We start from the raw sequence: 25,324 nt of genomic DNA, 5'->3' as shown, positions 1-25,324 counted from the left end.
CGTGGGCGCCGCAAGGTCCACCCCCGCGTCCACCCCTGCATCGGGCCCCGCCCGGCGCATCGCCGTGGTGGCGGGCATCCTGTGGGACGGCGAACGGTTCCTGGCCGTGGAGCGCCCGCAGGGCAAGCCGCAGGCGGGGTTCTGGGAATTTCCCGGCGGCAAGATCGAGCCGGGCGAGGCCCCGGCGGACGCCCTGGCCCGCGAACTGTGCGAGGAACTGGGCGTGACCCCGGTGCAGGCCGCCTTCTGGCGCACCGTGCGGCACGACTATCCGCACCTGTCGGTGGAACTGCATTTCTTCCACGTCACCGGGTTCACCGGCACGGTCACCGCGCTGGAAGGGCACCGCTTCGCGTGGCTGACCTGGGACGAGGCCATGCGCCTGCCGTTTCTGGAGGCGGACCTGCCGCTGGTGGCCGACCTGCGGGATGGGCCCGTTCCGGGCGGCGGGGCGGGCCAGGGAAGCGAAACGGCGCGCTCATCTCAAGGAAACGACTGCCCGTAGGGAGGGCGTATGGAACAGCTAGTGTGGATCATGCTGGCCCTGCTGGCGGGGGCGACCCTGCCCACGCAGGCGGGCATCAACGCGGCGTTGCAGGCGGACTGGGCGCGGCACCCGGCCCTGGCCTCGCTGATATCCTTCACGGTGGGCACTGCGGCGCTGGCGCTGTACGTGCTGGCCGCGCGCATTCCCTTCCCTTCCGTGTCCACCTCGTCGGCGTGGCAGTGGACGGGCGGCCTGCTGGGCGCGTTCTTCGTCACCGTGGTCACCTTCCTGGCCCCGCGCCTGGGGGCCACGGCCATGATCGCGCTGGTGCTGGCCGGGCAGATGGTGGCCTCGGTGGCACTGGACCACTTCGGCCTGCTGGGCTACCCGGAACGCCCGCTGGGACTGGTGCGTTTTGCCGGGCTGGCGTTGGTGGCCGTGGGGGTGTTTCTGGTCCGTCGCTTCTAGCCGGGAGCCCCCCGCGCACGACGCCGCGCGGTCAATTGCGTTCCGCCGCGCGTCGGCATATGGTAAGTAATTCCGGCCGCGCGGCAGGCCCCGTCAGGGGCAGATTCCGTCAGGGGTGGCGCGCGGCACGGTGAACGCATTCCGGCAGGGTGATGGCAGGGGTTGCCGGGCTTCTTCGTGGGAGAAGGGGTCCATGCGGCGGGTTGCTGCATCCGTTGCCGACATGGCGGGCGGTCGCCATGGGCGGCGTCCCCGGCGCGGGCTGCGCCGGGGCAGGGAAGGCTAGTGAAGTCGAGGGAAGGCGAAGGAAGGCGGACGCGGGTCCGTTCCCAAGCGCAAGGAGTGAATCATGTCCAAGGAAAGACTTGTCGTCGCCGTGTGCGGGGCCACCGGGGCGGTGGGCCGTGAAATGCTGAACACGCTGGAACAGCGCGAATTTCCCGCGGCGGAGGTCATCCCCTTCGCCTCGGCCCGTTCCGCGGGCAACAAGGTGCCCTTCATGGGCGGCGAACTGACCGTGCGCGAACTGACCGAAGAATCCTTCCGGGGCGTGGACATCGCCCTGTTCTCTGCCGGCGGCGCGACCTCCGAGAGGTTCGCCCCCCATGCCGTGCAGGCCGGGTGCGTGGTGGTGGACAATTCCAGCGCGTGGCGCATGGACGAGCGCTGCCCGCTGGTGGTGCCCGAGGTGAACGCGCACGCCCTTGACGCGCACAACGGCATCATCGCCAACCCCAACTGCTCGACCATCCAGATGGTGGTGGCGCTGAAGCCCCTGCACGACGCGGCCAGAATCACCCGCGTGGTGGTTTCCACCTACCAGGCCGTTTCCGGCACCGGGCAGAAGGCCATCGACGAACTGGAAAAGCAGGTGCGGCAGATGTTCAACATGCAGGAACCGGACGTTGCCGTGTACCCGCACCGCATCGCCTTCAACTGCCTGCCGCAGATCGACGTGTTCATGGACAACGACTACACCAAGGAAGAAATGAAGATGGTGCTGGAAACCGTGAAGATCATGGAGGACCCCTCCGTGAAGGTCACCGCCACCTGCGTGCGCGTGCCCGTCTTTTACGGCCATTCCGAGTCGGTGAACATCGAGACCGAGCGCAAGCTTTCCGCAAAGGAGGCCCGCGCCGTCCTCGCGCAGGCCCCCGGCGTGCGGGTGTACGACAACCCCGCCCAGAAGATGTACCCCATGCCCATCGACGCGGCGGGCGAGGACGAGACCTTCGTGGGCCGCATCCGCGAGGACGAGACCATCGCCAACGGCCTGAACATGTGGATCGTTTCCGACAACATCCGCAAGGGCGCGGCCCTCAACGCCGTGCAGATCGCCGAGGCGCTGGTGGAGCGCGACTTGCTGAAGGTCCGCGACCCGCAACTGTTCCTCCGTTAGTCCAAATCGTCTTTTCGCCCATTGGCGTCGTCAAACGTTGCCTGCCATGGCTTTGCTGTCCTCAGCCGTAAGGTTCGCTTCGCTCACCTAACGGCTGAGGCTCGGTCGAATACAATAAGAGTCGCGTTGCGGTCCTCATCCGTAATGCTCGAAGACTCGCATAACGGCTGAGGCACTCCCTCATGGCAGGCAAGTTTTCCTCGCCAATGAACGAAAATCCTGATTTGGACCGGCTCGCCCGTCCCCAAGGGAAATGTTAGACTGACGGCCATCCGTCCCCGGCATTGCAGACCGGACGGATGGCCGCACGTCCGCCCGGCGCCGGGGGTGATTCCCGCGGGCGCGCGGACGCACCGCCATCCATCGCGACCCACCGCCAAAGGAGCGATCACGCCGTGATCCCCGTGCTTGACACCGACGACTACGTCGCCCGCCTGCTGTCCCGCGAGCGCCCCGGCGAAGCGGGCATCCTCGCCTTCTACGAGCACCGCGTGGGCGCGGTGTGCCGCAACCCGCGCCTGATGCTCATGCCCCTCGACGACCACCTTGCCCACCGGGGCGACGGCATCTTCGAGAGCATGAAGTACCTGCACCGCCGCATCTACCAGCTGGATGCGCACCTGGAGCGCATGCGCCGCTCCGCCGCAGGGCTGTACCTGGCCCCGCCGTGCCCGTGGGAGCGCATGCGCGAGATCATCGTCGAGGTGGCGCAGGCAGGCGGCGAGGCCGACGGCTCCATCCGCGTGCTGGTGGGGCGCGGCCCCGGCGGCTTCGGCATCGACCCCGCCGAATGCCCGGAACCCAGCCTGTACGTGGCCGCCTACCATTTCACCCCCAAGCCCGAGGCATGGTTCGACAAGGGGCTGACGGCCTTCCGCAGCACCATCCCCGCCAAGCAGGGCTACCTGGCGCGCATCAAGAACGCCAACTACCTGCCCAACGTGCTCATGACCCGCGAGGCGCACGAGCGCGCCATGGACGTGCCCTTCTCGTTCGACGAGGAAGGCTGCCTGGCGGAAACCGCCATCGCCAACGTGGCCCTGGTGGACGAGCAGGGCGCCCTGGTGGTGCCGGAGTTCACCAACGCCCTTGCGGGCACCACCGTGCTGCGCGCCGTGGAACTGGCCAGGGGCGAACTGCCCGTCAGCTTCCGCAAGGTGCGCGAGGAAGAACTGCACGCCGCCCGCGAAATCCTGGTGCTGGGAACCAGCTCCGACTGCGTGGCCGTGGTGGCCTACGAAGGCCGCCCCGTGGCCGACGGCCGCCCCGGCCCGGTTTCGCGCCGGTTGCGGGCGTTGTTGCAGGCGGATTTGCTGGAGAATGGGATTCCTTTTTGAATTCGTTGAGAATATGAACGCATGTGGGGGGCAGGAGGGAAACTTTTCCAAAAGTTTCCCTCCTGCCCCCCACACCCCCCATCCTCCCTTCAAAACGTTTTATTCGGGGGCGGGTGATGGGCGGAACATTTCGGACAGGCCCCGTATGGCCTCCTGTCCCCCCAACTGAAAAGTTTGGGGGGATGGGGGTCCGGGGGAAGGGGACCCTTTTCAAAGGGACCCCTTCCCCCGGTCGCCTTTACCCAAGAGATATCTGGAATACACGTTGCCATGACCACCGACACCGCCATGCACATCATTCTGCTGGACCTTGGGCGCGAGATGCGCGGGGGCCAGTTGCAGGTGTTCTACCTGGCCCGCGCGCTGCACCGCAGCGACGGGTTTTCGGTGGTGGTGGCCTGCCCGGCGGGCGCGCCCCTGGCGCGCGAGGCGGCGGCGGCGGATATTCCCGTGCTGGGGCTGCCGGGCCGCCGGTCGTGGAGCCCGCGCGCGCTGCTGGCCCTGCGGCGCGAGGCGCGCGGCCACGGCGCGGTGGTGCTGCACACCCACGACGCCCGCGCGGCCAGCCTGGGCGCGCTGTGCAAGGGCACGTGGGGGGCCGGGGTGCCACTGGTGCACACCCGGCGGGTGTCCTATCCGCTGGGCCGGGGCCTGAGCCGCCGCAAGTATCTGGCGGCCGACGCGGTGGCGGCGGTCAGCGCGGAGACGGGCGGCGTGCTGGCGGCGGCCGGGCTGGACCCGGCGCGCATCACGGTGATCCATTCCGGCATCGACCCCACCCGCTACTACCCCCGGCGCGAACGGGGCGACGGCCGCTTCGTGTTCGGCATGGTGGGCGCGCTCACCCCGCAGAAGGGGCACACGGTGCTCATCGAGGCGCTGGCGGTGTTGCAGGCGCGCGAGGCCGCGCACGCGGATGGCGACGCCGGGGGCGTGCAGGGCGGACCGCCTCTGCCCCTGTGGGAGGTGCGCGTGGTGGGCGAAGGCCCGCTGTTCGGCACCCTGCTGGACCGGGCCGACGAACTGGGCGTCTCGCCGCGCATGGCCTTTCTGGGACGTCAGGACAGCCGCCGCATGCTGCCCGACTGCGACGCCCTGGTGGTGCCTTCCGTGCACGGCGAAGGCAGCAGCGGCGTGATCAAGGAAGGCTGGGTCACCGGGCTGCCGGTGATCTGCTCCGGCCTGGCCTCCAACCTGGAACTGGTGCGCGACGGCGAGAACGGGCTGGTGGCGCCCCCCGGCGACGCCGAAGCCCTGGCCGAGGCCATGCACCGCGTCGCCGGCGACGCCGCCCTGCGCGCCCGGCTGGTGAAAGGCGGCACGGCCAGCGTGGCCCACTACACCGACATGCGCATGGCCGAAGCCTATATGGCCCTGTACCGCCGCCTGCGCTAGGGGCTGTTTCTAACTTGTCTTTTCGTCCGTTGGCGTCCGACCCGAAGGGCGCGAAGCGTGTCCGTTGGGCGAGCTTGCGAGCCCTACGGACATCGTGCGCAACGCGGTCAAACTTCGCCTGCCGTCTTCCTTCCATCTTCTTCCGCGCCATGTTTCGGCCCGTTCCGGGCCGGGCACGAGATGCACATGCGGAGAGCGCGCCACGCACGTGTCGCGCGCCGATGTTGCGTCACGGCCATTGCAGGGGGCTTCCGTCATGCGAGTAGTCACTGCCGTATGCGGGAGATGCCGCATCAGGGGATGGTGCGGGTGATGCAACTGCGGGACTGCATCTGTGGCGCAAGGGATGCCGGACCATCACGAAGTGCGCGAGGTGCCGTGCGGCGCTGGTGAGTGGACGGTGCTGCAATGGCCGTGAATCCGCAGGGGTCGCATACCTTGCGCCAAGGGGCCGAAGGTAGGGTTTGCCCGCAGTGACAGGGGGGCATCATGCGGTATAGATACACCGCAAGTGAGCCGCGAGGGGGATTCTCCATGACCTGGGTGTTCATGATCGTGGCGCTGGCGGTGCTGGTCATTCTCATCGCCCGCGACCGGTGACGCCCCTGCGGCAGCCGTGCGCCAGCGGCGGAACGGAGAGCGGAGGGGCAGAGCCCGAGAAAAATGGGCCGGACGTGCATCGTCCGGCCCATTTCTCGCGTGCGGCGGTGTCCGTCTTCCTCCGCCGCGCAGTCGCGGGCATGTGTTTCCGGCCCCAGTCGGGGGAGGCATCCGCAACGGACAGGGGCCGGACGACATGTCGTCCGGCCCCTGCGTCATGGTCCGGGGTTGCGGCGCGGCGGGGCGCCCGTCACGCCGCGCGCGGGTCTAGCTGGCCGGGGCGGCAGCGGGCGGCGGCACCAGGCGGTTCTGGCCGTCCCACACGCGCGGGGCCTTGGGGGTGAGCGGGATGTACTTGAACCACTTGTGGGTGGCCATGTGGGCCGGGTCCATCTGCAGTTCGCGGCTGTGCTTCAGGATGGGCGGCACGATCTTCTTGATGTCGCCGTCCAGGTCCCTGGCGGTGGTGAAGGCCGCCGCGCGGATGGCCACGTCCACGGCCTTCTGGCTGTACTGCTGCGACTGGGCAAGGGTGTTCAGGGCCTTGGTGGGGTTGTGGAAGCCCACGCTGTTCTCGGCCGAGATCAGATCCCAGAAGAACTGGCCCTTGCGGCACATCTGGCGCGCCTCGATCATCAGTTCGTCGTAGTCCGGCGGCTTGGGCCCGGCGTATTCGTCGGCCATGCGGATGGCCTCGTGCGCCTTCACCGAGATGTCCTGGGCCACCATCAGCTGTTCCCACACCTTGTTCTGGGTGAACAGCACCCGCTGGCGCAGGTAGTCGGGGGTCTTGTCGGTGTGGCACTGGCGGCAGGCGCGCAGGTCCGGGTCCTTCAGCGGCGACGTCCAGTGGTGGGTGGACATCTTCTTCTTGCCGTCAAGCCGGACGTAGGACATGTGGCAGTCGGCGCAGGATACCCCGGCCGCGCCGTGCACGCCGTTGATCCACGTCTCGTACTCGGGGTGCTGGGCCTTGAGCATGGGGGTCTTGGACACGGGGTGCACCCAGTCCACGAAGTTGCCCTCGAAGCCCTTGGTCGTCGTGTTGCCATGGGTCTTGTAGTACTCGAACATGTCCTCGGGGTCGAAGCCGTTGGCCCACGGGAACACGGGCTTCTTGGCCGCGCCGAATTCCTTGTCCTGGAAGTAGTATTCCACGTGGCACTGCCCGCAGACCAGCGCGCGCTTCTCGTTGCGGGGCAGGTCCTTGAATTCCTTGTTCTGGGTCTTCAGGTAGTCCTGCAGGGGGACGCTGTACAGGCGCAGTTCCATGGTCTGCGGCTCGTGACAGTTGGCGCAGCCGATGGTGTGGTCGTCCACGTCCAGCTTCTGGCGGAACTCGTGGAAGTCCTTGGCCCAGAAGGCGTCGCCGTTTTCCTTCACCCACTCCGTCATCTTGGGCGTCTTGCAGTTCCAGCAGGTGGAGGGCAGGCCCGCCTTCTCGCTGTAGTTGTTCAGCCGGTCGATGTGCAGGATGTCCTTCACCGCGTAGGTGTGGCCCCGCGCGGCGCGGTATTCGTAGCTGAAGGGATACCCCAGCCACAGGTTCTTCAGGTACGGCTGGGCGTGCTTGTACCCTTCGGGCAGGGGATTCACGTTGTCATTTTTGTTATAGGCCACGGAGCCGCCGTACTCGGTCATGATCTGCGATTCGTTGTTGCGCAGGTAGGTCTCGTAATGCAGCGGGAATTCCGGCTTGAAGGCGGAATTCTTCAGTTCCTCGGCCGAAAGCTTGGTCTTGTACGTGGGCGTCATGGGCTCCGAGGGCTCGGAGCAGCCCGCCAGCACGGCGAGCGCCATGGCCATCAGCGCGACGAGAAGGCGACGGCTAGACATCGGCGGCACTCCTTCTGGCGATGGGCAGCTTGGGGGTGTGGGGCACGTGACGGTGGCAGTCGGTGCAGTACTTCTTGGTTTCCATGGACACGGTCATGGTGGTGGCCACGTGGCAGCGCCGACAGTTGGCCTGCACCACGTCCTTGGTCTCGCCGCCGGGGTGGATCAGGTCGGGGATGGTGCCAAGGGTTGTCGAGTAGATGTCGCGCGTGCCTTCCTTGGCCTTGAACGGCAGCTTGACGAGCAGGTTGTGCGGCGCATGGCATTCGTTGCACGCCAGCTTCGCGTGCGGCGAGCGCTTGTGGGTCAGCGCCGCCTCGGCCATGGAGTGGCAACTGCCGCAGAACATGGCCTGGTCCGTGGCAGTCATGGCCAGGGCCGCGCCCACGGTGACGGCAACGCCCGCCAGCACGGCCACGAGCATGATGCGCCATGGTCGCCCGGTGGAGTTGCTCCGCAGTGCATGCATGGTTCCTCCTCCTGTTGGTGTGTCGTGCCCCTGCCCGGCGCGAAGACCGGCATGGCGTTCCGCGCGGGCGCCGCACGGAGCCGCCGGGATACGGATATCCGCCTGATTGCGGAGTATCCGGACGGTTGGCGACGGTGCCCGGCGGCATCCACCCGGTGGTTCGCGGCGGGCATGGCAGGGGTTCCCGTTCCAGTATATGGGAAAACAACATCCCGTGATACAATGATTTTTAGATGGAGTCGTGAAGTCCGAACTTTTACAATTTTCTGATTTATGATGTAACATGCTGTTTTATCAGAATAAAACATGGCATGTTGGTGCGCCGCACAGCCGAAGAGGCCGCGCCGCGCCTGCGGCGGACAGCGGGACAGAAGGTCGGCAAGGCGCGGCGGACAAGGGGTTTGCGGGGCGATGCTGGTCTATCTTGTGGGAACTACAGGTAAAATGCCGCACGGGCGCGCACCATGCGCCATGGCGGCGCGGGAGTTCGGCGCAAGGCTGGTGGACACGTTCGGGAAACTCGGATTTAACAGCATATTGTGGAAATTATTAGTTTGAATACAGTATGTTAAATCATATTTTATTTCAAAATTGTAAAAATATGTAGTACAAATATGTAATAAAAATTCCAATATGGCCACAGGCAAACGCGCGTTCTTGCCGTTTTTGGAATTTTCCGCTATCGCACGTGAACCCGCTGCGGATTGCGCATTCGTGTCATTCCGGGGCGGAGTCCACGCCATCCGGAGAACGCGTCCATGTGTCGATTGTTCGCCTTGACCTCGACGGAGCCCGTCTCCCCCATGGTGGCCATCAATGCCCTGAACGTGATGAAGGAAGGGCATGACGGTTCCGGGGTCGGGCTCTATCTTTCCGGTCTTTCGGGACCCTTCGCGGAACATCCCGAGTATCCCATCCTCTCCGGCATCTTCACCGAAAAGGGCCTGAAGCGGCTCGACGGAATCATGGACGACCTGGGGTTTCGTCCGTTCCATTCGGTGTCGATCATCAAGTCCAACCCGCCCACGGGCACGCCCAAGCGCGGCGTGTACCTGGCCCGCGCCTACGAGCCGCCGAAAGCCTGGGCGGACATGTCCGGGGCCGAGCGCACCGCGCAACTGGTGCAGACCCGCGTGGCCATCCGCCAGCAGGGCGAGGCCGAGCGCGACATGATGGCCTTCTCGTTCTGGCCGGGCGTGGTGATGCTCAAGGAAGTGGGCGATCCGCTCACCGTGGGCGAGTACCTGGGCCTTGACCGGCCCGACCTGCACGCCCGCCGCATCCTCTGCCAGGGCCGCCAGAACACCAACTACGCCATCAACCTGTACGCGTGCCATCCGTTCTTCATCGAGGGCGTGTGCACCATGACCAACGGCGAGAACACGGCGTTCATCCCCATCCGCGAGTACCTCCAGTCGCGCGGGGTGCCGGGCTACACCGGCTACCAGTCCGACTCCGAGGTGTTCACGCACATCATGCACTTCACGCACTACAAGCTGGGCCTGCCGGTGGAGGCGTACAAGCACGTCATCACCCCGCTGTCCGACGCCGAAATGGCCGGTCACCCCGACCGCGACATGCTGGCCCGCCTGAAGGTGCTGTGCCGCAAGATGATCATCGACGGCCCCAACTGCGTCATCGGCTGCCTGCCGGACGGCGCCATGTTCATGGTGCAGGACCGCAAGAAGCTGCGCCCCGGCGTGGTGGGCGGCAAGCCCGGCATGTACGCCTTCTCGTCCGAGCTGTGCGGCCTCGACGCCGCCATCCCCGACCGCGACAAGACCCTCGACTTCCAGCCCATGCATCTGGACACGGCCTACGTCCGTCCGGAATGCCAGGAGGTGACCATATGCAGCCAACTGCAGGCATTACCCCGTCAACGCTGAGCGTGAAGGACCTGCCCTGGCAGGTGGAGTGGAACAAGGACACCTGCACCCTGTGCGGGCGGTGTACCTCCGTGTGCCCGGTGAACGCCATCGAGCTTGCCGTGCACAGGAAGCGCGTGGTGGAGACCTCCACCGGCCTGTTGCAGAAGCCGAAGAACACCTATGCGGTGTTCCACGGCATCCGCCAGCGCACCGACGCGGCCTACGCCTGCATCGGCTGCGCCATGTGCACCATGGTCTGTCCCAACAACGCCATCCGCCCCATGCGGCTGGACGAGGGCACCGCGCTGCGCTTCCACAACAACCGGGGGGGCCACGCCCGCACGCGCGGCGGCCGCCGCAACGCCCCGGACAGCCTGCTGGACCAGATCAAGTTCATCCGCATCTCCATGCTCACCGACCCCGCGCTGGACGCCGGGCGGCACGAGTTCGAGCTGCGCACCCTGCTGGGCCGCGTGCTGCCGCCCGAACAGGGCCTGGCCGCCTTCCAGGAGAACGGCTGGGTGCCGCCGGTGCGCGAAATCTACCCGCTGGTCATCGGCTCCATGTCCTTCGGCGCCCTGTCCCCCAACATGTGGGAAGGGTTGCAGATGGGCGTCGCCTACCTGAACGAGGAAATGGGCATGCCCGTGCGCATGTGCACCGGCGAGGGCGGCTGCCCGCCGCGCCTGCTGCGTTCGCGCTTCCTCAAGTACGTCATCCTGCAGATCGCCTCGGGCTACTTCGGGTGGGACGAAATCCTGCACGCCATCCCCCAGATGAAGGAAGACCCCTGCGCCATCGAGATCAAGTACGGCCAGGGCGCCAAGCCCGGCGACGGCGGCCTTCTGATGTGGCACAAGGTCAACAAGCTCATCGCCTCCATCCGCGGGGTGCCGCCGGGCGTGTCCCTGCCCAGCCCTCCCACCCATCAGACCCAGTATTCCATCGAGGAATCCGTGGCCAAGATGATCCAGTCCATGAGCATGGCCTGGGGATTCCGCGTGCCCGTCTACCCCAAGATATCCGCCACCACCACCGCGCGCGCCGTGCTGAACAACCTGGTGCGCAACCCCTACGCGGCGGGCCTGGCCATCGACGGCGAGGACGGCGGCACCGGGGCGGCCTACAACGTGTCCATGAACCACATGGGCCATCCCATCGCCTCGAACATCCGCGACTGCTACCACGACCTCGTGCAGCAGGGCTGCCAGAACGAGCTGCCGCTCATCGCGGGCGGGGGCATCGGCAAGAACGGCAACCTCGCGCACAACGCCGCCGCCCTGATCATGCTGGGCGCGAGCATGGTGCAGGTGGGCAAGTACGTGATGCAGGCGGGCGCCGGGTGCGTGGGTTCGGAAATCGACCGGTGCAACATCTGCAACCTGGGCCGCTGCCCCAAGGGCATCACCTCGCAGGACCCCCGCGTGTACCGCAGGCTGGACCCGGAACAGGTGGCCGAACGGGTGGTGGACTTCTACCTGGCCTTCGACACCGAGCTGCGCAAGATCTTCGCGCCGCTGGGCCGGTCCACCTCGCTGCCCGTGGGCATGTCCGACGCGCTGGGCATTGCGAACAGGGATGCGGCGGATCGCCTCGGCATCCAGTACGTCGTGTAGCGCGGGGCATTCGGGGCCTTTTGCCCTCCGGCTTCGTCAGGCGGTCTTTCCTTCGGGTCACGTACCAAAGAAGTACGCTCCCCTCGGGAAAGGCCCGCCTTCCTCGCCGGAGAACAAAATTCCTCCGAATGCCGGGGAACGGCACGACGGGTCCGGGGATGCCGCCGGAATACGCAATCCCGTCGGATGCACGGGCCAGGCGAAGTGAACATCCGCGCGGCGAGACTGAACAAGAGTTTCGCGCGCGGCGAATGAAGATAACGCCGGAAAGGCAACCATACAGCAGCGGAGTGACGGTATGTCCCCCAGCGACGTGGTCCGCGTAAGCGGCATGGAAGACGGAAAGCGCGTCGAATCGCGCATACTTGAGGAACGCCTGCAAGGCGTGGTGCGCGACGGCGCGCGCCACGTGGAAGTGGATGCCTGCGGCCAGCACGGCATCGGCGGGCGGTTGTGGATATCGGAGAAGGAACCCGTGCACGTCGCCGTGCGCGGGTCGTCCGGCCAGCGGCTGGGTTCGCTGGGCAGCGCCGGCACCACGGTGGAAGTGTTCGGCCCCGCGTCGGACGACGTGGGCTGGCTGAACGCGGGGGCCGACATCGTCGTGCACGGCAACGCGGGCAACGGCGCGTGCAACGGCATGGCCCAGGGGCGCGTGTTTGTTGCGGGCAACATCGGCTCGCGCGGCATGACCATGACCAAGCAGAACCCGCGCTTTTCCGCGCCGGAACTGTGGGTGCTCGGGGGCGTGGGCGACTACTTCGCCGAGTTCATGGCGGGCGGCACCGCCGTGGTCTGCGGCGTGGGCGCGCAGAACCCCGCCAACGTGCTGGGTTACCGCCCCTGCGTGGGCATGGTGGGCGGGCGCATCTTCGTGCATGGCCCGCACGAGGGCTTTTCGCAGGCCGACGCCAGGCAGGCGCCCATCGACGACGCCGCCTGGGCGTGGCTGACCGAAAACCTGGCCGGGTTCCTGGCCGCCATCGGCAAGCCGGACCTGCTGGCCGGGCTTTCGGTGCGCGAGGACTGGCAGTGCATCGCCGCGCGCGGCCCCTTCGAGAAGACGGGCAAGAAGCGAAGGGGCATTTCCGACTTCCGCCGCAACGTGTGGGAGAAGGAACTGGGCATGGGCGGCCTGGTGGGCGACCTGACCTCGGTTGACCGCAGCCCCATCCCGCTCATCACCACCGGCGAGCTGCGCCGCTTCGTGCCGGTGTGGGAAAACGCCAAGCACATGGCCCCCTGCCAGTCCAGCTGTCCCACCGGCATGCCGGTGCAGGAGCGCTGGCGGCTGGTGCGCGAGGGCCTCATCGACGAGGCCGTGGACGTGGCTCTGGCCTACACCCCCTTCCCGGCCACCGTGTGCGGCTACCTGTGCCCCAACCTGTGCATGCAGGGCTGTTCGCGCAGCCTGCAACGCATGAAGCCCGTGGACATCACGCAGATCGGCAAGGCGGGCGCGGCGTCGCGCGCGCCCAAGCTGCCCCCGCTGACCGGGACGAAGGTGGCCGTCATCGGTGGCGGGGCGGCGGGCATCTCCGTGGCGTGGCAGTTGCGCATGCGCGGCGTTGCCGCCACCGTGTACGACATGGAAAAGGAACTGGGCGGCAAAATCAGCTCGGCCATTCCCGGCAGCCGCATCCCGCAGGACGTGCTGGACGCGGAACTGGCGCGCGCCCGCGAAGTGCTGCCCCACGTGCACCTGCAACAGCGCCTGGGCAAGGACGAGTTCGCCCAGTTGAAGTCCGACAACGACTTCGTAGTGCTGGCCACCGGCGCCAACACCCCGCGCATGCTGCCCGTGCCCGGCAAGGAACTGGCCCGCACCGCCCTGGAATTCCTGAAGTCGGCCAAGTCCGGCTCCGGCAGCGTGGGCAGGCGGGTGGTCATCGTGGGCGCGGGCAACGTGGGTTGCGACGTGGCCACCGAAGCCGCGCGGCTGGGGGCGGAATCCATCACCCTCATCGACATCCAGACCCCGGCGGCCTTCGGCAAGGAACGGGAAGAGGCGGAACACGTGGGCGCCACCTTCCGCTGGCCCTGCTTCACCAGGGAGATCACCCCCGAAGGGCTGGTGCTGACCACCGGCGAACTGCTGCCCGCCGAAACGGTGATCTTCTCCATCGGTGACGCGCCCGGTCTCGACTACCTGTCCGATGACATCGCCGTGGAGCGCGGCCACGTGGTGGTCAACGACATCCAGCAGACCACCGACGCGCGCGTCTTCGCCATCGGCGACGCGGTGCGCCCCGGCCTGCTCACCCAGGCCATCGGCATGGGCCGCAAGGCCGCCGAGGCCATCGTCGAGATGGCCGAGGGCAAGCGTCCCGTGTCCGACACCCGCACCATGATCGACTATTCCCGCGTGAAGCTGGAATACTTCGACCCGCGCATCGACAACTTCCAGGACCTCGGCCAGTGCGGCGACGCCTGCGCCAGTTGCGGCGCCTGCCGCGACTGCGGCATCTGCGAGACCATCTGCCCGCAGGCGGCCATCAGCCGCCGCGAGGTGCAGGGCGGCTGCGGCTTCGAGATGGCGGTGGACGCCGAGAAGTGCATCGGCTGCGGCTTCTGCGCCGGTGCCTGCCCGTGCGGCATCTGGAACTTGGTCGAGAACACCCCCATGGAATAGCCGGGCGCACGTCCCGGCTCCCCGTCTGAAAGAAAATGGGCGGTCCTTCCATGGGAAGGCCCGCCCGTTCGCGTTGCGGGGAATGCGCGGAGGTTATCGCAGGATGAACCCCATGACCTTCAGATCCTTGGCCCAGCAGCCCCACGGCCCGGTCAGGAAGGCGACCTGCATGGTCCTGGGATTGAAGCGCACCCTGGCGTCCTGGTCCAGGTGGCAGTGGCGGTCGTAGTTGGTGTGGGTGATGCGCAGGGTCCACGTGCCGTCCTTGTTGGGGCAGGTTTCCTCCACGTACACCGGGTGGCCGGTGGGCATGCCCCGGCCCTTGTTGGCGTCCAGCACCATCACCGACCCCGGCGTGGGGGTGCGGGTGGTGGCCCCGTTGCGCTGGGCGCAGGCGAACCACTGCACCGGGCTGGTGTCGCCCAGGCGGCAGGTGTCGATGCCGGTGCGGCAGCGGGCGTAGATCAGGCTTTGCGGCTGGCAGCGCCCGGTGGCCTTCACGGTCTTGCCCTTCTTGTCCTTCTTCGTGGTGGTTGCGCCGGGGCGCAGCGAATAGCACTGGCCGCGCGTCTTTTCCTGGTTCATGGACACGCACTGGCCTTGCAATACGCCGGTCAGCGGGTCGCACGCGGCGTCGTCCGGAGTTACGGGCGAGTGCGGCTTGCTGGCGGTCTCGCGCATTCTGGCCGCTTCGGCGTCCTCGGCGTCCTTGGCGTCCTTGGCATCCTTGGCATCTTGGGTTGTGGTGTCAGGCTGAGCCTGGGCCGCAGGCGCGGGGGGCGCGGCATCGGCCACGGGCGCGGGTTTGGCGCAGCCGGAAAGCAGCAGGGCCGTGGTCAGCAGCAGCGCCAGCAGGGGCAGGGAACCCCGGATGGCTGCGGTGGTGGAAAGGCAGGGCGGGCGGATGCCGGGCACGGATCCTCCGTTGGGACGGGTGATTGGCTGCGGGACAGTGGGGGGCAGGCCCGGTGCGCGGGCGTGCACCGGGACGCTTCCGTGGCCGCCGTGGCAGGATGGCGCGCCCTCCGTTGTCGTCGTCTATCCGCGCGGGTGCGGGCCGTCAATCGGATGATGCCTGACGATGCCGGACCGATGGCGGGGGGTTGCGGCGGGCTGCCGGTACGATATGGTGGGGCCAGGTACCGCAGGAACAACCGGAACGCACGGGGTGAACGATGCACGCGGCACAGGGGCCATACGCACGAGAAGGACGCACCGGACAGGGAGGCGGCCACGCCGCGCACGGCAGGAAAACCGGCACCGTGTGCCGCGCGGCCTGCGCCGCGCTTCTGCTGCTGGCGACGTTCGTCCTGCCCGTCCGCTCCGCCATGGCCCTGGACGACATCGCCAACCTCAAGGGCATGGGCGTGGTGGCGGCCGGGCAGGTGAAGCGGCTGGACTGCCCCATGTCGGGCCGCTTCGATTGCAATTCCTGGCCCACCAATTTCCTGAAGTTCGAGTACGAGAACATCTGCTTCGCCACCGACCCCGGCGTGTGCGGGGCCTACTGCAAGGGCATCCTGGCCACGGACAAGGGCAAGACCGTGTATTTCTTCGAGTCCCTGCCGGGGGGCGACCTGGCCCAGCGCAGGGCGCGGGGGTATGAGTGCCCTCCGGGCTTCTAGGGCTGATTCTGTCCGGCCCGCATCATACTCCGCATGCCCGCAAGGGGCAGACCTTCCGGCGCCCGACGCCGGGGCGCGCCGGGATGTCATGCTTTGCCCGTACCTGCCGATATGCTACGGAAAGCGCACGCCTCGCCGCGCGAGGCCGCGCCCGCACATCTTCCGGAGGTTCCATGCCCGCCACCGACGCCCCCCTCGCCAAATGGATGTTCCTGCACCTGCTGCACGGCCTCAGCCAGTCCGGCTACGCCATGGCCGGGGCCAACGAACTGCTGGGCGAGTTGGACAAGCTGCCCGCGCAGCAGCGCAAGGCGCGGGTGCTGTTCGGCGCCGGGTTGTTGCGTCAGGCCCTGCTGCTGAATCCGCTGGATGGCGGGCTGCGCGGGCTGGTGGGGCAACTGGGCGCCATGGCCGCGCCGTCGCCCGCCTACGCCGCGTGGCTGAAGGCGTCCGCCGCCGTGCTGGACGGCCTGCCGCAGGTGCCCGCCAACGAGGCCTTCGGCCGGGCCTGGGACCTGCCCGCCGACCCGGACGCGGTGCTGGCCGCGTGCCGGGAATCCGCCGCGCCGGGTGATATGTTCGCCTGCCTGATGCGTCTGTGGGAAATGGGGGTGTGGGAGCAGACGGCGGCGGGCATCGCGCATTTCCTCGCCTCTCCGGCGGCCCCGGCGGGTGCGGGCGTGCTGGCCCACGCCGCCCACGCGGCGGGCGACGCCGCCCTGCGCGACGAACTGCTGGCCAAGGCCCTGCCGTGTCCGCTGACGACCCTGCTGCGCGCCCGCATGGCCGAGGCGGCCGACGATCTTGCCACGGCCCGCACCCTGTACATGGAGGCGCTGGACGCCGAGCCCGCCCTGCTGTTCCTGGTGCGCCACCTGGCCCAGATGGGCAGGCCCGAGGCCCCGGCCTCGGTGCTGGAGGGGCGGCGCATCGGCGTGGGCTTCTACACCTGGAACAAGTTGCAGGTGACCCTGGACACCCTGGCCAGCCTGCTGGCCTCGGACATTGGCGGGGCACACGTGGCGCTCATCAACAACGGCTCCACGGCCTTTCCGCGCGACGAGTTCGAGGCGGGCGTGCGCGCGGTGGCCGCCGGGCGGCAGGTGGAACTGATCCAGCTGCCCATCAACATCGGCGCGCCCGCCGCCCGCAACTGGCTGTGGCACCTCGATTCCATGCGCGACAAGGACCTGTTCGCCTTCCTGGACGACGACGTGCTGCTGCCGCGCACGTGGCTGTGCAGCTACGTGCAGGACATGGACGAAATGCCCGGCACCGTGGTGGTGGGTCCGCAGGGGGTGAACCCCGGCAGCCTGCCCACGGTGCAGTACGTGGCCCGCTACTTCGAGAAGACCGGCAAGCACCTCATCCGGTTCACCAACAACGCGCCGCTGGTCATGGATTTCGGCCAGTACGGGCAGCGCCGTCCGTGCCTTTCGGTGATGGGCTGCTGCCACCTGCTGGACAAGGCGGCCTGCGCACGGCTGGGCGTGCCCGACTTCGACCTGCGCTTCTCGCCCTCTCAGGTGGACGACCTGGAGCACGACATCCAGGTCTGGAAGGCGGGCGGCCGGGTGGTCTACGACGGCCGGGTGCGCGTGGTGCACCGCCAGGACGCCGGGCGCGCCGCGCCGCTGTCCGAGGCGTCGTGGGGGCACGTCTGGGGCAACCACTACAAGATGGAGCGCAAGTTCACCGAGCAGGAACTGGCCCACGTGGACCGGGCCACCCGCGCCGCCGACGTGGCCGACCTGGTGGCGGCCTACGAGGCGGTGGCCGCCCAACTGCCGTCGGCGGCAAGATCGTATGTGGGGTTGTGCGTGCGCACCTTGCAGGCGGCGGCCGGAGAGAACGTGTTGTAACCGGCTGATTGTTTTTGACGCCTCCGGCGGCCAAGGACGGCAGCCGTTAGACGAGCGCGTAGCGCGAGTCTTACGGATGGCGATCGCAGCGCGGCTGCCGCCCCTTGGAACCCCATTTCGTATAGTTATGATGTGTCGGAAAACGAGTAACGGTTGTCGGAAAGCAAGAACGGCGCGCTCCGGAAGGGGCGCGCCGTTCTTGCGTCGTGCGGGGGGTAGGGAAGAGGTGTCCGGGCCGCTCAGGCAAAGCGGGCGCGCACGGCCCGAAACAGCTCGGGCATGCGGTCGTACTGGTGCACCAGCACGGCGGGCACGCCCGCGTCGTTCAGGATGTCGCCGCGCGCGTCGGTGGCGGGCGGCGTCGCCTTGTAGCCCAGGGTCAGGATGGGACCGGCGTTGTCGTGCTCGGTGACCTTGGGCAGGTGGCCGCCGTGCAGCAGGTGGTTGTGCACCCCCTGGTCGTACCCGGCCATGCCGATGGGGGGCGCGGGCGGACCGCCGGGTGACTGTGGGGACCGTGGGGGCTGTGGGGGTGGCGGCGCGGGGGAAAACGGCAGCAGCAACCCGGTCAGCCGTTCCAGGTAGTCCAGCATGGCCGCGTGGCCGCCCACCGTGGTGCCGGAACAGGAGATGCGCCGTCCGGCCAGCGCCCGCCACGCCGCCTCGCCCAGATGCCCGGTGACCCAGCGGGTCATGTACGGGCAGGCGCCGATGGTCATGCGGGCGTCCTCCAGGGTCACGTTCAGGCCGTCGGCCCACGGGAAGGAGAACGGGGCGCGCTGGAAGATGACGTCGCGCACGTCGGTGATCAGGACGCGCGCGTACGGCCGGGGGGCCTGCCGCAACAGGTCCAGGTACAGGAAATAGCGCAGGGCGTTGCAGGGCAGGTGGGCCAGCGCGGGCGGCCGCTCGAAGGGCAGGATGTCCGCGCCCATGTCGGCCATGCGATCCGTGTCGCGGGTGGTGGGCGAGGTGAACAGCACGCAACGCCCCGTGAACCCCGTGGCCCGCAGGGACGCGAGGAACGGCCGCACGTCGCCCGCGTGGTACCCGGCGGCCAGTCCCATGACCAAGTCGGGGCTGACCAGGTCGGGGCCGTCCGGAACGGGTGCGGCCGGGCCGGAACGGCTCGAATCCGGGGAGCGTGGGGAGCGCGGGGCCGCGCCGGGCGGCATGTGGGCGGGGGGCGTGGTCACGCCACTGGCTTGCCCCGCGCCGCGCCAAAAAGCAAGCGGCCTGCGAGGCGTGCCCGATGCATCGCCCGATGCATCGCCGGAGGGGCCGGGGGGCGGGCTATCCCGGCGTGCCCATCGGCATGGCGGGCAGGATGGCCGCTCGCAAGGCATCGAAGGCGGCCTGGTGCGGAGCCTGCCGCGCGCAGGCCAGGCCGGCGGCATGCATGTCCACCGGGGCCACCCGGCCTTCGGTAAGCACGGCGGCCTCGTCGCAGAACAGCGGCACCAGCCGCACGTCATGGGTCACGAACAGGTAGGCGGTGCCCGTGGCCCGGCGCAGTTCGGCCAGCAGGTCCAGCACGCGGGCCTGCACCAGCATGTCCAGGCTGCTCAGGGCTTCGTCCAGCAGGATCAGCCGGGGCCGGGGAGCCAGGGCGCGGGCGATGCACACCCGTTGCAGCTGTCCGCCGCTCAGGCGGTGGGGCAGGCGGTCCAGCAGGGCCGGGGAAAGGTGCACCTGTTCCAGCAGTTCTCCGGCGCGGGCGCGGCGCTGGCGGCGGTTCAGGGTGGTGAAGTTCTCCAGCGGCTCCGCGATGATGCGCTCCACGGTCAGGCGCGGGTTCACCGCGTTCACCGAGTTCTGGAACACCACCTGCACGTGGCGGCGGTCCTTGCCGAATCCGTCACGAACATCCCGTCCCATGAAGCGCACCTCGCCGCCGTCGGGACGCTCCAGCCCCAGGGCGATGCGGCACAGGGTGCTCTTGCCCGCGCCGCTGGGGCCCACCACGCCGGTGCAGCCGCCTTCCCGCACGGCCAGGTCCACGCCGCGCAGCACCTGCAACTTCCGGCGCGGGGCGAACCACCCGCCGGTGCGGTAGCTGCGGGTGACTCCGCGCAGTTCCAGCAGGGGCGGGGCGTTGTTGCCGTCGGTTGCGCCGGGGCGGCAGGGAACCACGGATGCGGCATTGTCGGCGGGGGGCATGGCATTTTCCTTCATGCGTGGTCTCCGGTGGGGGAAGGGGCCGAAAGGCGCGGCGGTCCCGCCTCCTGTCCGGTTTGCGGGCACGGGCCGTACAGTCGGTGGTGGGCGGCCAGCAGGGCGCGGGTGTACGGGTGGCGCGGCGCGGCGAACACCTCGCGCGCGTCCCCCTGTTCCACCACCCGGCCGTGGCGCATGACGGCCATGCGGTCGGCCATGCGGGCCGCCACGCTGAGGTCGTGGGTCACCAGCAGGATGGCCATGTTGCGGGTGCGCCGCACCTGGTCCAGCAGGTCCAGCACGCGGGCCTGCGAGGGCAGGTCGAGGTCGGTGGTGGGCTCGTCGGCGATGAGCAGGGGCACGTCCAGCACCAGGGCCAGGGCGATCATCACCCGCTGGAGCATGCCGCCGCTCATCTGGAACGGGTAGTGGCGCAGGATGGCCCGCGCATCGGCAAAGCCCACCTCGCGCAGGGCGGACAGCGCGGCCGCGCGCCAGTCGGGCCGGGGGCCGCCGTTGGAACCGGCGGGTGGATGCGCGGCAAGGGTTTCCCGGAAATGCGCGCCGATGGTGAACACCGGGTCGAAGCAACTGGCCGGGTTCTGGAGCACGTAGGCCGCCCCGCGCCCGCGCAGCAGGCGTAGCCGGTCCGGCGGCGCTCCGTCCACGGCCTGCCCGGCCACGCGGATGGTGCCCGCCGCGCGAACCACGCCGTCGGGCAGCATGTCCAGCAGGGCCATGCAGGTCAGCGATTTGCCGCAGCCGCTGGGCCCCACCAGGCAGACCACCTGGCCGCGCTCCACCGTCAGGTCCACCGGACCGACCAGAGGGGGGGAAACCGGGGGAGGAGATGCCGGGGACTGCGCGCCGTCCGGGCCGCCGGGGCGGGCCGCTGCGCGGCGCAGTTCCAGCCCGCGCACGGCCAGTGCGGGAGTGGGCGCGGGCGTGGCCGCAGGGGTGGGTGCCTGGGATGCCATGTCGATCATGCAGCCCCCTGGCGCGCGCCCGCGCCGGTTGCCTCGAAGTCCGCCGGGCCGTCTTCCGTGTCTGCGTATTCCCCGGAGCCGTCCAGCCCGTCTCCGTCATGGGCGTCGTGCGGCGCGCAGTCCGTCTCCCGCGCGGCGGCGGGGTCCAGCGCGTCGCGCAGGGCGTCGCCCAGCAGGTTGAAGGCCATCACGGTCACGAAGATCATCAGGCCGGGGTACAGCAGCAGTTCCGGGTGGGTGCCGATGTATTCGCGCGCGTCGCCGATCATCACCCCCCATTCCGGCGTGGGCGGGCGCACCCCCAGCCCCAGGAAGGACAGGCCCGAGACGTGCAGCAGCATGTGGCCCACGTCCAGCCCGGCCATGACCAGCATCTGGGCCAGCACCGGCGGCAGGATGTGGCGCAGCACCAGCCGTGCCGGACGGGTGCCCGCCGCGCGCGCGGCCAGCACGTATTCGCGCTGCTTCAGGCCCAGCACCAGCCCGCGCGCGAACCGCGCGTACCACGCCCAATGGGTGCAGGCCACGGCGATGATCACGTTGGTCAGCCCCGAGCCCAGCAGCCCCACCAGGAACAGGGCCAGGATGAACGTGGGAAAGGTCATGAACACGTCGCAGGCGCGCATGAGCAGGCCGTCCACCCGGCCGCCCGCGTAGCCCGCCACGCAGCCCGCCGTCAGCCCCACGGCCACGATGGAGGTCAGGATGGCGGCCACGGCGACCAGCGACACCCGCGTGCCGTGGCACAGCCGGGCCAGCACGCTGCGGCCCAGGTGGTCGGTGCCCAGCGGTTCCTCCAGGCTGGGGGCCTCGAACTTGCGGGTGATGTCCACGTCGGCAGGATGGCGAGGAGAAAGAAACGGCGCGAACACGGCCATGGACAGGATGACGCACAGCAGGGCCAGCGCGGCCAGGGCCGTGGGCCGCGCCAGCAGCTGGCGCAGAAGCGTGCCGCCCGGAGCGGCATCCATGAGGAGTTCCGGACTCGTGCGGGGGCTCATGCGCGGTCCTCCCCCAGGCGGATACGCGGGTCGGCCCACGCGTACAGGATGTCCACGGCCAGGTTGCACAGCACGAAGATGGCCGTCATCAGCAGCATGAAGCATTGCAGGATGGGGTAGTCGCGGTTGTACACGGCGGACACCGCGTAGCGGCCCACCCCCGGCCAGGCGAACACCGTCTCCACGATCACGGCGCCGCCCAGCAGTTCGCCCACGTGCATGCCGAGGGAGGTCAGCACCGGGATCAGCGAGTTCTTGAACATGTGCCGCCAGACCACGGCGCGTTCGGAAAGGCCGCGCGCCCGCGCGTACATGACGTGCCGGGCGTGCATGTTTTCCAGCAGGCTGGCGCGGATGAGCCGGGTGTTGATGCCCATGGACATCAGCGAAAGGGTGACGGCGGGCAGCACCAGGTGTTCGAAGCCGCCGCGCCCCAGCGCGGGCAGCCAGCCCAGCCTGACCGCGAACAGCCACACCAGCAGGAAGCCCAGCCAGAAGTTGGGCAGGGACACGCCGGTGAAGGACAGGGCGCGAGCCGCGTTGTCCAGCGGGCGGTCGCGGTGCAGGGCCGCGCCGACCCCCAGGGGGATGCTGACGGCCAGGGTGAGCAGCAGGGCGGCCCCGGCCAGTTGCAGGGTGGCGGGCAGGTAGTGCAGCACCTCGCCCAGCACCGGGCGGCCGGTGACGTAGGAGGTGCCGAAGTCGCCGGTGACGGCGCGGGCCAGCCAGCGGGCGTACTGTTCCCACAGGGGCAGGTCCAGTTCCAGCATGCGGCGGGCGGTGGCCAGGGCCTCGTCGGTGGGGGGGATGCGCGACAGGCGCAGGTAGGCCATGGCCGGGTCGCCCTGGGCGGCGCGCAGCAGCAGGAAGACCACCACCGACACCAGGAGCAGCAGGGGAATGAGCGCGGCGAGGCGTTTCAGGATGTAGGCGGGCATGCGTGGTTTCCGGGGCTGGGACGTGAAGCGATATGCGCGCGGGACGCCGGTGCGGGCTTCCGGCGTGCGGAATCGGAACGGCAAATGCCGGGACAGGAAAGAGGCCGGTGCTGCACCGGAAGGCAGGGAAGGGGAAGACGGCGCGCGCCGCCTTCCCGCTTCTCGCCCTTATTTCAGGCGCATGTCCTCGAAGGGGATTTCCGAGTCCATGGCCCCGAAGCGCACCCCGTCCACGCGGGCGGTGTGCACCACCATGCTGCTCTGGTAGGTCAGCGGCAGGTACACGGCCTGTTCGTGCAGGGTGGTCAGGATGTCGCGGTACAGGTTCCGGCGCGCGGTTTCGTCGGTGGTCAGCAGCACCTTGCCGATGTTGGCGTCGATGTCGGCCTTCATGGGCAGGCCGAGCTGCGCCTGATAGTCGGCGTGCGAGGGCACGCGCATGGAACTGACGAAGGAATGCGGGTCGTAGGGCGCGCCCCAGGTGTCGCCGAAGACCATGCCGAAGGCGCCGTTCTTCTGGCGCTCGCCGATGGCGTCCTCTTCCTCGCCGATCAGGTTGGCCCGCACGCCCACGCGCGCCAGTTCCGATTGCAGGAATTCGGCGATGGCCTTCTGCAGGGCGTCGTTGCCCACGAAGCACAGGTCGACGGAAAGGGGCTTGCCGTCCTTCATGCGCGGGTCCTTGGGGCCGGTGCGTTTCCAGCCCGCCTCGTCCAGCAGGGCGTCCGCCCTGGCTGGGTCGTGGGCGTAGGGGGCCAGCTTCAGGTCGCAGTAGGGGGCCGTGGGCGGGAACAGGGCGTCGGCGCGCTGCTCCGCGCTCAGGAAGATGCCCTTGACCATGGCGTCCTTGTCGATGGCGTGCAGGATGGCCTTGCGCACGGCGATGTCGGCCGTGGGGCCGCTCTTGCTGTTCAGTGCGATGACCCGGCTGGCCTGCGGCGGCGAAAGGAAGGCCGCGTACGCGCCGCCCTTCTTCAGGGCGTCGAAGGCATCCAGGCTGATCTGGCCGCCGCCGTGGCCGCCCCCGCCGAACACCAGGTCCAGTTCGCCCGCCTGCAACGCCACCAGCCGGGTGTTGGGGTCCGGAATGACCCTGACCACGATGCGCCTGATGGCGGGTTTCTTGCCCCAGTAGGCGTCGTTGCGCTCGAACACGTCGTATTCGCCCTTGCGGGTTTCCACCAGCTTCCACGGGCCGGTGCCGATGGGAGCCCTGATGCTGTCGTTGGTGTTGCCCGACGGGGGGAACGCCGAGGGCGACAGGAAGCGTACCGGCCGGATCAGCGCCAGTTCCTGCAGCGCGGGGTAGTAGGCGTTCTTGAGCACCAGGCGCACGGTGTGCGCGTCGGGCGTTTCCACCCTGTCGATCTGGGCCACCAGTTCCAGCCAGTCGTGCGAGGCGCGGTTGGCCAGCACCGTCTCGAAGTTCATGCGCACGGCCTGCGCATCGAACGGCGTGCCGTCGGAGAAGGTCACGCCCTTGCGCAGCGTGAAGGTGTAGACCCTGCCGTCGGGCGACACGGTCCAGCTTTCGGCAAGGCACGGCTCGATGGCGCCGCCCTTGGCGTACTTGACCAGCGGTTCGTACACCATGCCCTGCGCGAACATCTGGTTGGGCGAATACTTGTGCGGGTTCAGTTCGCCCACGTTGGAAGGCCAGGAATAGCGCAGGGTGTCGGCGGGCGCGTCGGCGGCGCATGCGGCGAGGGGGGTGGCCAGGCCGCCCGCCAGCACCAGGACGGCGAGGACCGGCAGCAGAAGCGCCCGCAGCCAGCAGTGCGGGAAAAGGGCGGCGACGGAAGGCGGCCGGATCGGCATGTCGTTCTCCGGATTTTGAATGTGTGTTTCGAATAAAAAAATGTGGAATGTGCCACTTCGAATGCCAGAGTGGAAATTTCATGTCAACGCAGGAATGGCTGGCCCAAGCACATTTGCATGCAACAGTGTGCAATGAATAATTTTGTGGAGGCATGCCGAGGTGCGGCGGGCGGGGGGAGCGGGAGGGGACACGGTGGGCCCTGATGGCAGCGGGCGCGGAAGGGGGGGGACGATAGCCGCTGCGGCCTTCACGCCGGAACGCGGGCAATCGTTGCATATGGATTACGGATTGAACGGCCATCCATGATATTTCCACGAAATCATGTCGGGAGCCTTTCAAGGACGCTGCGGCGGATGTAGAATGGGCGGCGAGAAACATGAAAGCAGTCACGGTTTTTCAGGACGACCAACAGTCACGAAGATTTTATTTTGCATGACTCTTGGCAGGTGTTATCTTGTGCGCATGAATTCCCCTGCGGCGAGCCGTTCGCCAGGGCAGTTGCATATCCAACACAGCCATGAAAGGAGAACCATCATGAAAGTCAGCGCCCGCAACCTGATTCCCGGCAAGGTCAAGGAAATCACCGTCGGTGCCGTCAATTCGGAAGTGATCATCGAAGTGGCTCCCGGCATCGAGATGGTGTCCATCATCACCAAGCGCTCGGTGGAAGACATGGGCCTCAAGAAGGGCTCGGACGTGAAGGCCATGGTCAAGGCCTCCAACGTCATGCTCGTGATCGATTAATCCACCCGGCGGCGCGGACGGCGGCCTTGTCCGCCGGTCGGCGCGGCCCGCACCGCAGCGGCGCATCAGCCGCCACGGTGCTGCA

20 protein-coding genes are annotated in these 25,324 nt (G+C 68.4%); 11 read left to right on the top strand and 9 right to left on the bottom strand.

Annotated features, from left to right (window positions below; translation table 11 throughout):
• The first annotated feature begins 1 nt into the window (after nt 1).
• The 5 genes from V6B97_RS08270 to V6B97_RS08250 all read left to right on the top strand — a co-directional run bounded on the left by V6B97_RS08270 (nt 2) and on the right by V6B97_RS08250 (nt 5,086).
• On the top strand, nt 2–505 hold the full coding sequence (locus V6B97_RS08270; protein ID WP_333506028.1) for a (deoxy)nucleoside triphosphate pyrophosphohydrolase: 504 nt from the start codon (nt 2–4) through the stop codon (nt 503–505).
• 9 nt (nt 506–514) lie between these two features.
• Nucleotides 515–955, top strand: a complete 441-nt coding sequence (locus V6B97_RS08265; RefSeq protein WP_333506027.1) for a DMT family transporter — start codon at nt 515–517, stop codon at nt 953–955.
• Nucleotides 956–1,304: 349 nt separating this feature from the next.
• A complete protein-coding gene (locus V6B97_RS08260; protein ID WP_333506026.1) occupies nt 1,305–2,354 on the top strand; it encodes an aspartate-semialdehyde dehydrogenase in 1,050 nt (349 codons plus the stop codon).
• 395 nt (nt 2,355–2,749) lie between these two features.
• Entirely contained in the window at nt 2,750–3,691 is a 942-nt protein-coding gene (locus tag V6B97_RS08255) for an aminotransferase class IV (protein WP_333506025.1), read from the top strand.
• Nucleotides 3,692–3,961: 270 nt separating this feature from the next.
• Complete coding sequence (locus tag V6B97_RS08250) at nt 3,962–5,086, top strand: glycosyltransferase family 4 protein (protein ID WP_333506024.1); 1,125 nt, start codon at nt 3,962–3,964, stop codon at nt 5,084–5,086.
• A gap of 867 nt (nt 5,087–5,953) precedes the next feature.
• Here V6B97_RS08250 and V6B97_RS08245 read toward each other — a convergent pair.
• Together V6B97_RS08245 and V6B97_RS08240 are read right to left on the bottom strand one after the other, a co-directional pair.
• Nucleotides 5,954–7,522, bottom strand: coding sequence for an ammonia-forming cytochrome c nitrite reductase subunit c552 (locus V6B97_RS08245; RefSeq protein ID WP_333506023.1), 1,569 nt, complete (start codon nt 7,520–7,522; stop codon nt 5,954–5,956).
• Nucleotides 7,515–7,991, bottom strand: coding sequence for a cytochrome c3 family protein (locus tag V6B97_RS08240; protein ID WP_333506022.1), 477 nt, complete (start codon nt 7,989–7,991; stop codon nt 7,515–7,517). The genes V6B97_RS08245 and V6B97_RS08240 overlap by 8 nt, the downstream gene beginning before the upstream one ends.
• Nucleotides 7,992–8,749: 758 nt before the next feature.
• Between V6B97_RS08240 and V6B97_RS08235 the strand changes: the two genes are divergently transcribed.
• From V6B97_RS08235 to V6B97_RS08225, 3 genes are all read left to right on the top strand, one after another.
• Nucleotides 8,750–9,877 (top strand): glutamate synthase, encoded by a 1,128-nt coding sequence (locus V6B97_RS08235; protein WP_333506021.1) that lies wholly within the window; start codon nt 8,750–8,752, stop codon nt 9,875–9,877.
• Complete coding sequence (locus V6B97_RS08230; RefSeq protein ID WP_333506020.1) at nt 9,841–11,475, top strand: glutamate synthase-related protein; 1,635 nt, start codon at nt 9,841–9,843, stop codon at nt 11,473–11,475. The genes V6B97_RS08235 and V6B97_RS08230 overlap by 37 nt, the downstream gene beginning before the upstream one ends.
• Before the next feature lie 298 nt (nt 11,476–11,773).
• Nucleotides 11,774–14,107, top strand: a complete 2,334-nt coding sequence (locus V6B97_RS08225; RefSeq protein ID WP_333506019.1) for an FAD-dependent oxidoreductase — start codon at nt 11,774–11,776, stop codon at nt 14,105–14,107.
• Between the two features lie 93 nt (nt 14,108–14,200).
• Here V6B97_RS08225 and V6B97_RS08220 read toward each other — a convergent pair whose 3' ends face one another.
• Nucleotides 14,201–15,022, bottom strand: a complete 822-nt coding sequence (locus tag V6B97_RS08220) for a hypothetical protein (protein WP_333506018.1) — start codon at nt 15,020–15,022, stop codon at nt 14,201–14,203.
• Nucleotides 15,023–15,369: 347 nt separating this feature from the next.
• Between V6B97_RS08220 and V6B97_RS08215 the strand changes: the two genes are divergently transcribed.
• Together V6B97_RS08215 and V6B97_RS08210 are read left to right on the top strand one after the other, a co-directional pair.
• Nucleotides 15,370–15,732 (top strand): hypothetical protein, encoded by a 363-nt coding sequence (locus V6B97_RS08215; protein WP_333506017.1) that lies wholly within the window; start codon nt 15,370–15,372, stop codon nt 15,730–15,732.
• 173 nt (nt 15,733–15,905) lie between these two features.
• Entirely contained in the window at nt 15,906–17,594 is a 1,689-nt protein-coding gene (locus V6B97_RS08210) for a glycosyltransferase (RefSeq protein ID WP_333506016.1), read from the top strand.
• 239 nt (nt 17,595–17,833) lie between these two features.
• On the opposite strand, the gene V6B97_RS08205 is transcribed toward V6B97_RS08210, so the two are convergent.
• The 6 genes from V6B97_RS08205 to nikA form a co-directional block, all read right to left on the bottom strand.
• Nucleotides 17,834–18,790, bottom strand: coding sequence for a hypothetical protein (locus V6B97_RS08205; RefSeq protein ID WP_333506015.1), 957 nt, complete (start codon nt 18,788–18,790; stop codon nt 17,834–17,836).
• Nucleotides 18,791–18,887: 97 nt separating this feature from the next.
• A complete protein-coding gene (locus V6B97_RS08200; RefSeq protein WP_333506014.1) occupies nt 18,888–19,769 on the bottom strand; it encodes an ABC transporter ATP-binding protein in 882 nt (293 codons plus the stop codon).
• Entirely contained in the window at nt 19,766–20,737 is a 972-nt protein-coding gene (locus tag V6B97_RS08195; protein WP_333506013.1) for an ABC transporter ATP-binding protein, read from the bottom strand. The genes V6B97_RS08200 and V6B97_RS08195 overlap by 4 nt, the downstream gene beginning before the upstream one ends.
• Complete coding sequence (nikC, locus tag V6B97_RS08190) at nt 20,734–21,738, bottom strand: nickel ABC transporter permease subunit NikC (protein ID WP_333506012.1); 1,005 nt, start codon at nt 21,736–21,738, stop codon at nt 20,734–20,736. The genes V6B97_RS08195 and nikC overlap by 4 nt, the downstream gene beginning before the upstream one ends.
• Nucleotides 21,735–22,676, bottom strand: a complete 942-nt coding sequence (gene nikB / locus V6B97_RS08185; RefSeq protein ID WP_333506011.1) for a nickel ABC transporter permease subunit NikB — start codon at nt 22,674–22,676, stop codon at nt 21,735–21,737. The genes nikC and nikB overlap by 4 nt, the downstream gene beginning before the upstream one ends.
• A 168-nt stretch (nt 22,677–22,844) precedes the next feature.
• Nucleotides 22,845–24,494 carry a nickel ABC transporter substrate-binding protein gene (gene nikA, locus V6B97_RS08180; RefSeq protein WP_333506010.1) on the bottom strand — a complete coding sequence of 550 codons (1,650 nt, stop codon included), beginning with the start codon at nt 24,492–24,494 and terminating at the stop codon, nt 22,845–22,847.
• 535 nt (nt 24,495–25,029) lie between these two features.
• Between nikA and V6B97_RS08175 the strand changes: the two genes are divergently transcribed.
• Nucleotides 25,030–25,239 carry a TOBE domain-containing protein gene (locus tag V6B97_RS08175; protein ID WP_333506009.1) on the top strand — a complete coding sequence of 70 codons (210 nt, stop codon included), beginning with the start codon at nt 25,030–25,032 and terminating at the stop codon, nt 25,237–25,239.
• Nucleotides 25,240–25,324 lie beyond the last annotated feature (85 nt).

Origin of the sequence: Nitratidesulfovibrio sp. 1201_IL3209, from assembly GCF_036763125.1 — a bacterium.
Taxonomy (GTDB): domain Bacteria; phylum Desulfobacterota; class Desulfovibrionia; order Desulfovibrionales; family Desulfovibrionaceae; genus Cupidesulfovibrio.
Note: the sequence above shows the minus strand (reverse complement) of the source record. Positions and strands in the feature narration are given on the sequence as shown.

Coding starts and splice junctions, on each gene's coding strand:
- V6B97_RS08265 (WP_333506027.1), top strand. CDS start 515: ATGGAACAGCTAGTGTGGATCATGCTGGCCCTGCTGGCGGGGGCGACC.
- V6B97_RS08260 (WP_333506026.1), top strand. CDS start 1,305: ATGTCCAAGGAAAGACTTGTCGTCGCCGTGTGCGGGGCCACCGGGGCG.
- V6B97_RS08250 (WP_333506024.1), top strand. CDS start 3,962: ATGACCACCGACACCGCCATGCACATCATTCTGCTGGACCTTGGGCGC.
- V6B97_RS08245 (WP_333506023.1), bottom strand. CDS start 7,522: ATGTCTAGCCGTCGCCTTCTCGTCGCGCTGATGGCCATGGCGCTCGCC.
- V6B97_RS08240 (WP_333506022.1), bottom strand. CDS start 7,991: ATGCATGCACTGCGGAGCAACTCCACCGGGCGACCATGGCGCATCATG.
- V6B97_RS08235 (WP_333506021.1), top strand. CDS start 8,750: ATGTGTCGATTGTTCGCCTTGACCTCGACGGAGCCCGTCTCCCCCATG.
- V6B97_RS08230 (WP_333506020.1), top strand. CDS start 9,841: ATGCAGCCAACTGCAGGCATTACCCCGTCAACGCTGAGCGTGAAGGAC.
- V6B97_RS08225 (WP_333506019.1), top strand. CDS start 11,774: ATGTCCCCCAGCGACGTGGTCCGCGTAAGCGGCATGGAAGACGGAAAG.
- V6B97_RS08210 (WP_333506016.1), top strand. CDS start 15,906: ATGCCCGCCACCGACGCCCCCCTCGCCAAATGGATGTTCCTGCACCTG.
- V6B97_RS08200 (WP_333506014.1), bottom strand. CDS start 19,769: ATGAAGGAAAATGCCATGCCCCCCGCCGACAATGCCGCATCCGTGGTT.
- V6B97_RS08195 (WP_333506013.1), bottom strand. CDS start 20,737: ATGATCGACATGGCATCCCAGGCACCCACCCCTGCGGCCACGCCCGCG.
- nikC (WP_333506012.1), bottom strand. CDS start 21,738: ATGAGCCCCCGCACGAGTCCGGAACTCCTCATGGATGCCGCTCCGGGC.
- nikB (WP_333506011.1), bottom strand. CDS start 22,676: ATGCCCGCCTACATCCTGAAACGCCTCGCCGCGCTCATTCCCCTGCTG.
- nikA (WP_333506010.1), bottom strand. CDS start 24,494: ATGCCGATCCGGCCGCCTTCCGTCGCCGCCCTTTTCCCGCACTGCTGG.
- V6B97_RS08175 (WP_333506009.1), top strand. CDS start 25,030: ATGAAAGTCAGCGCCCGCAACCTGATTCCCGGCAAGGTCAAGGAAATC.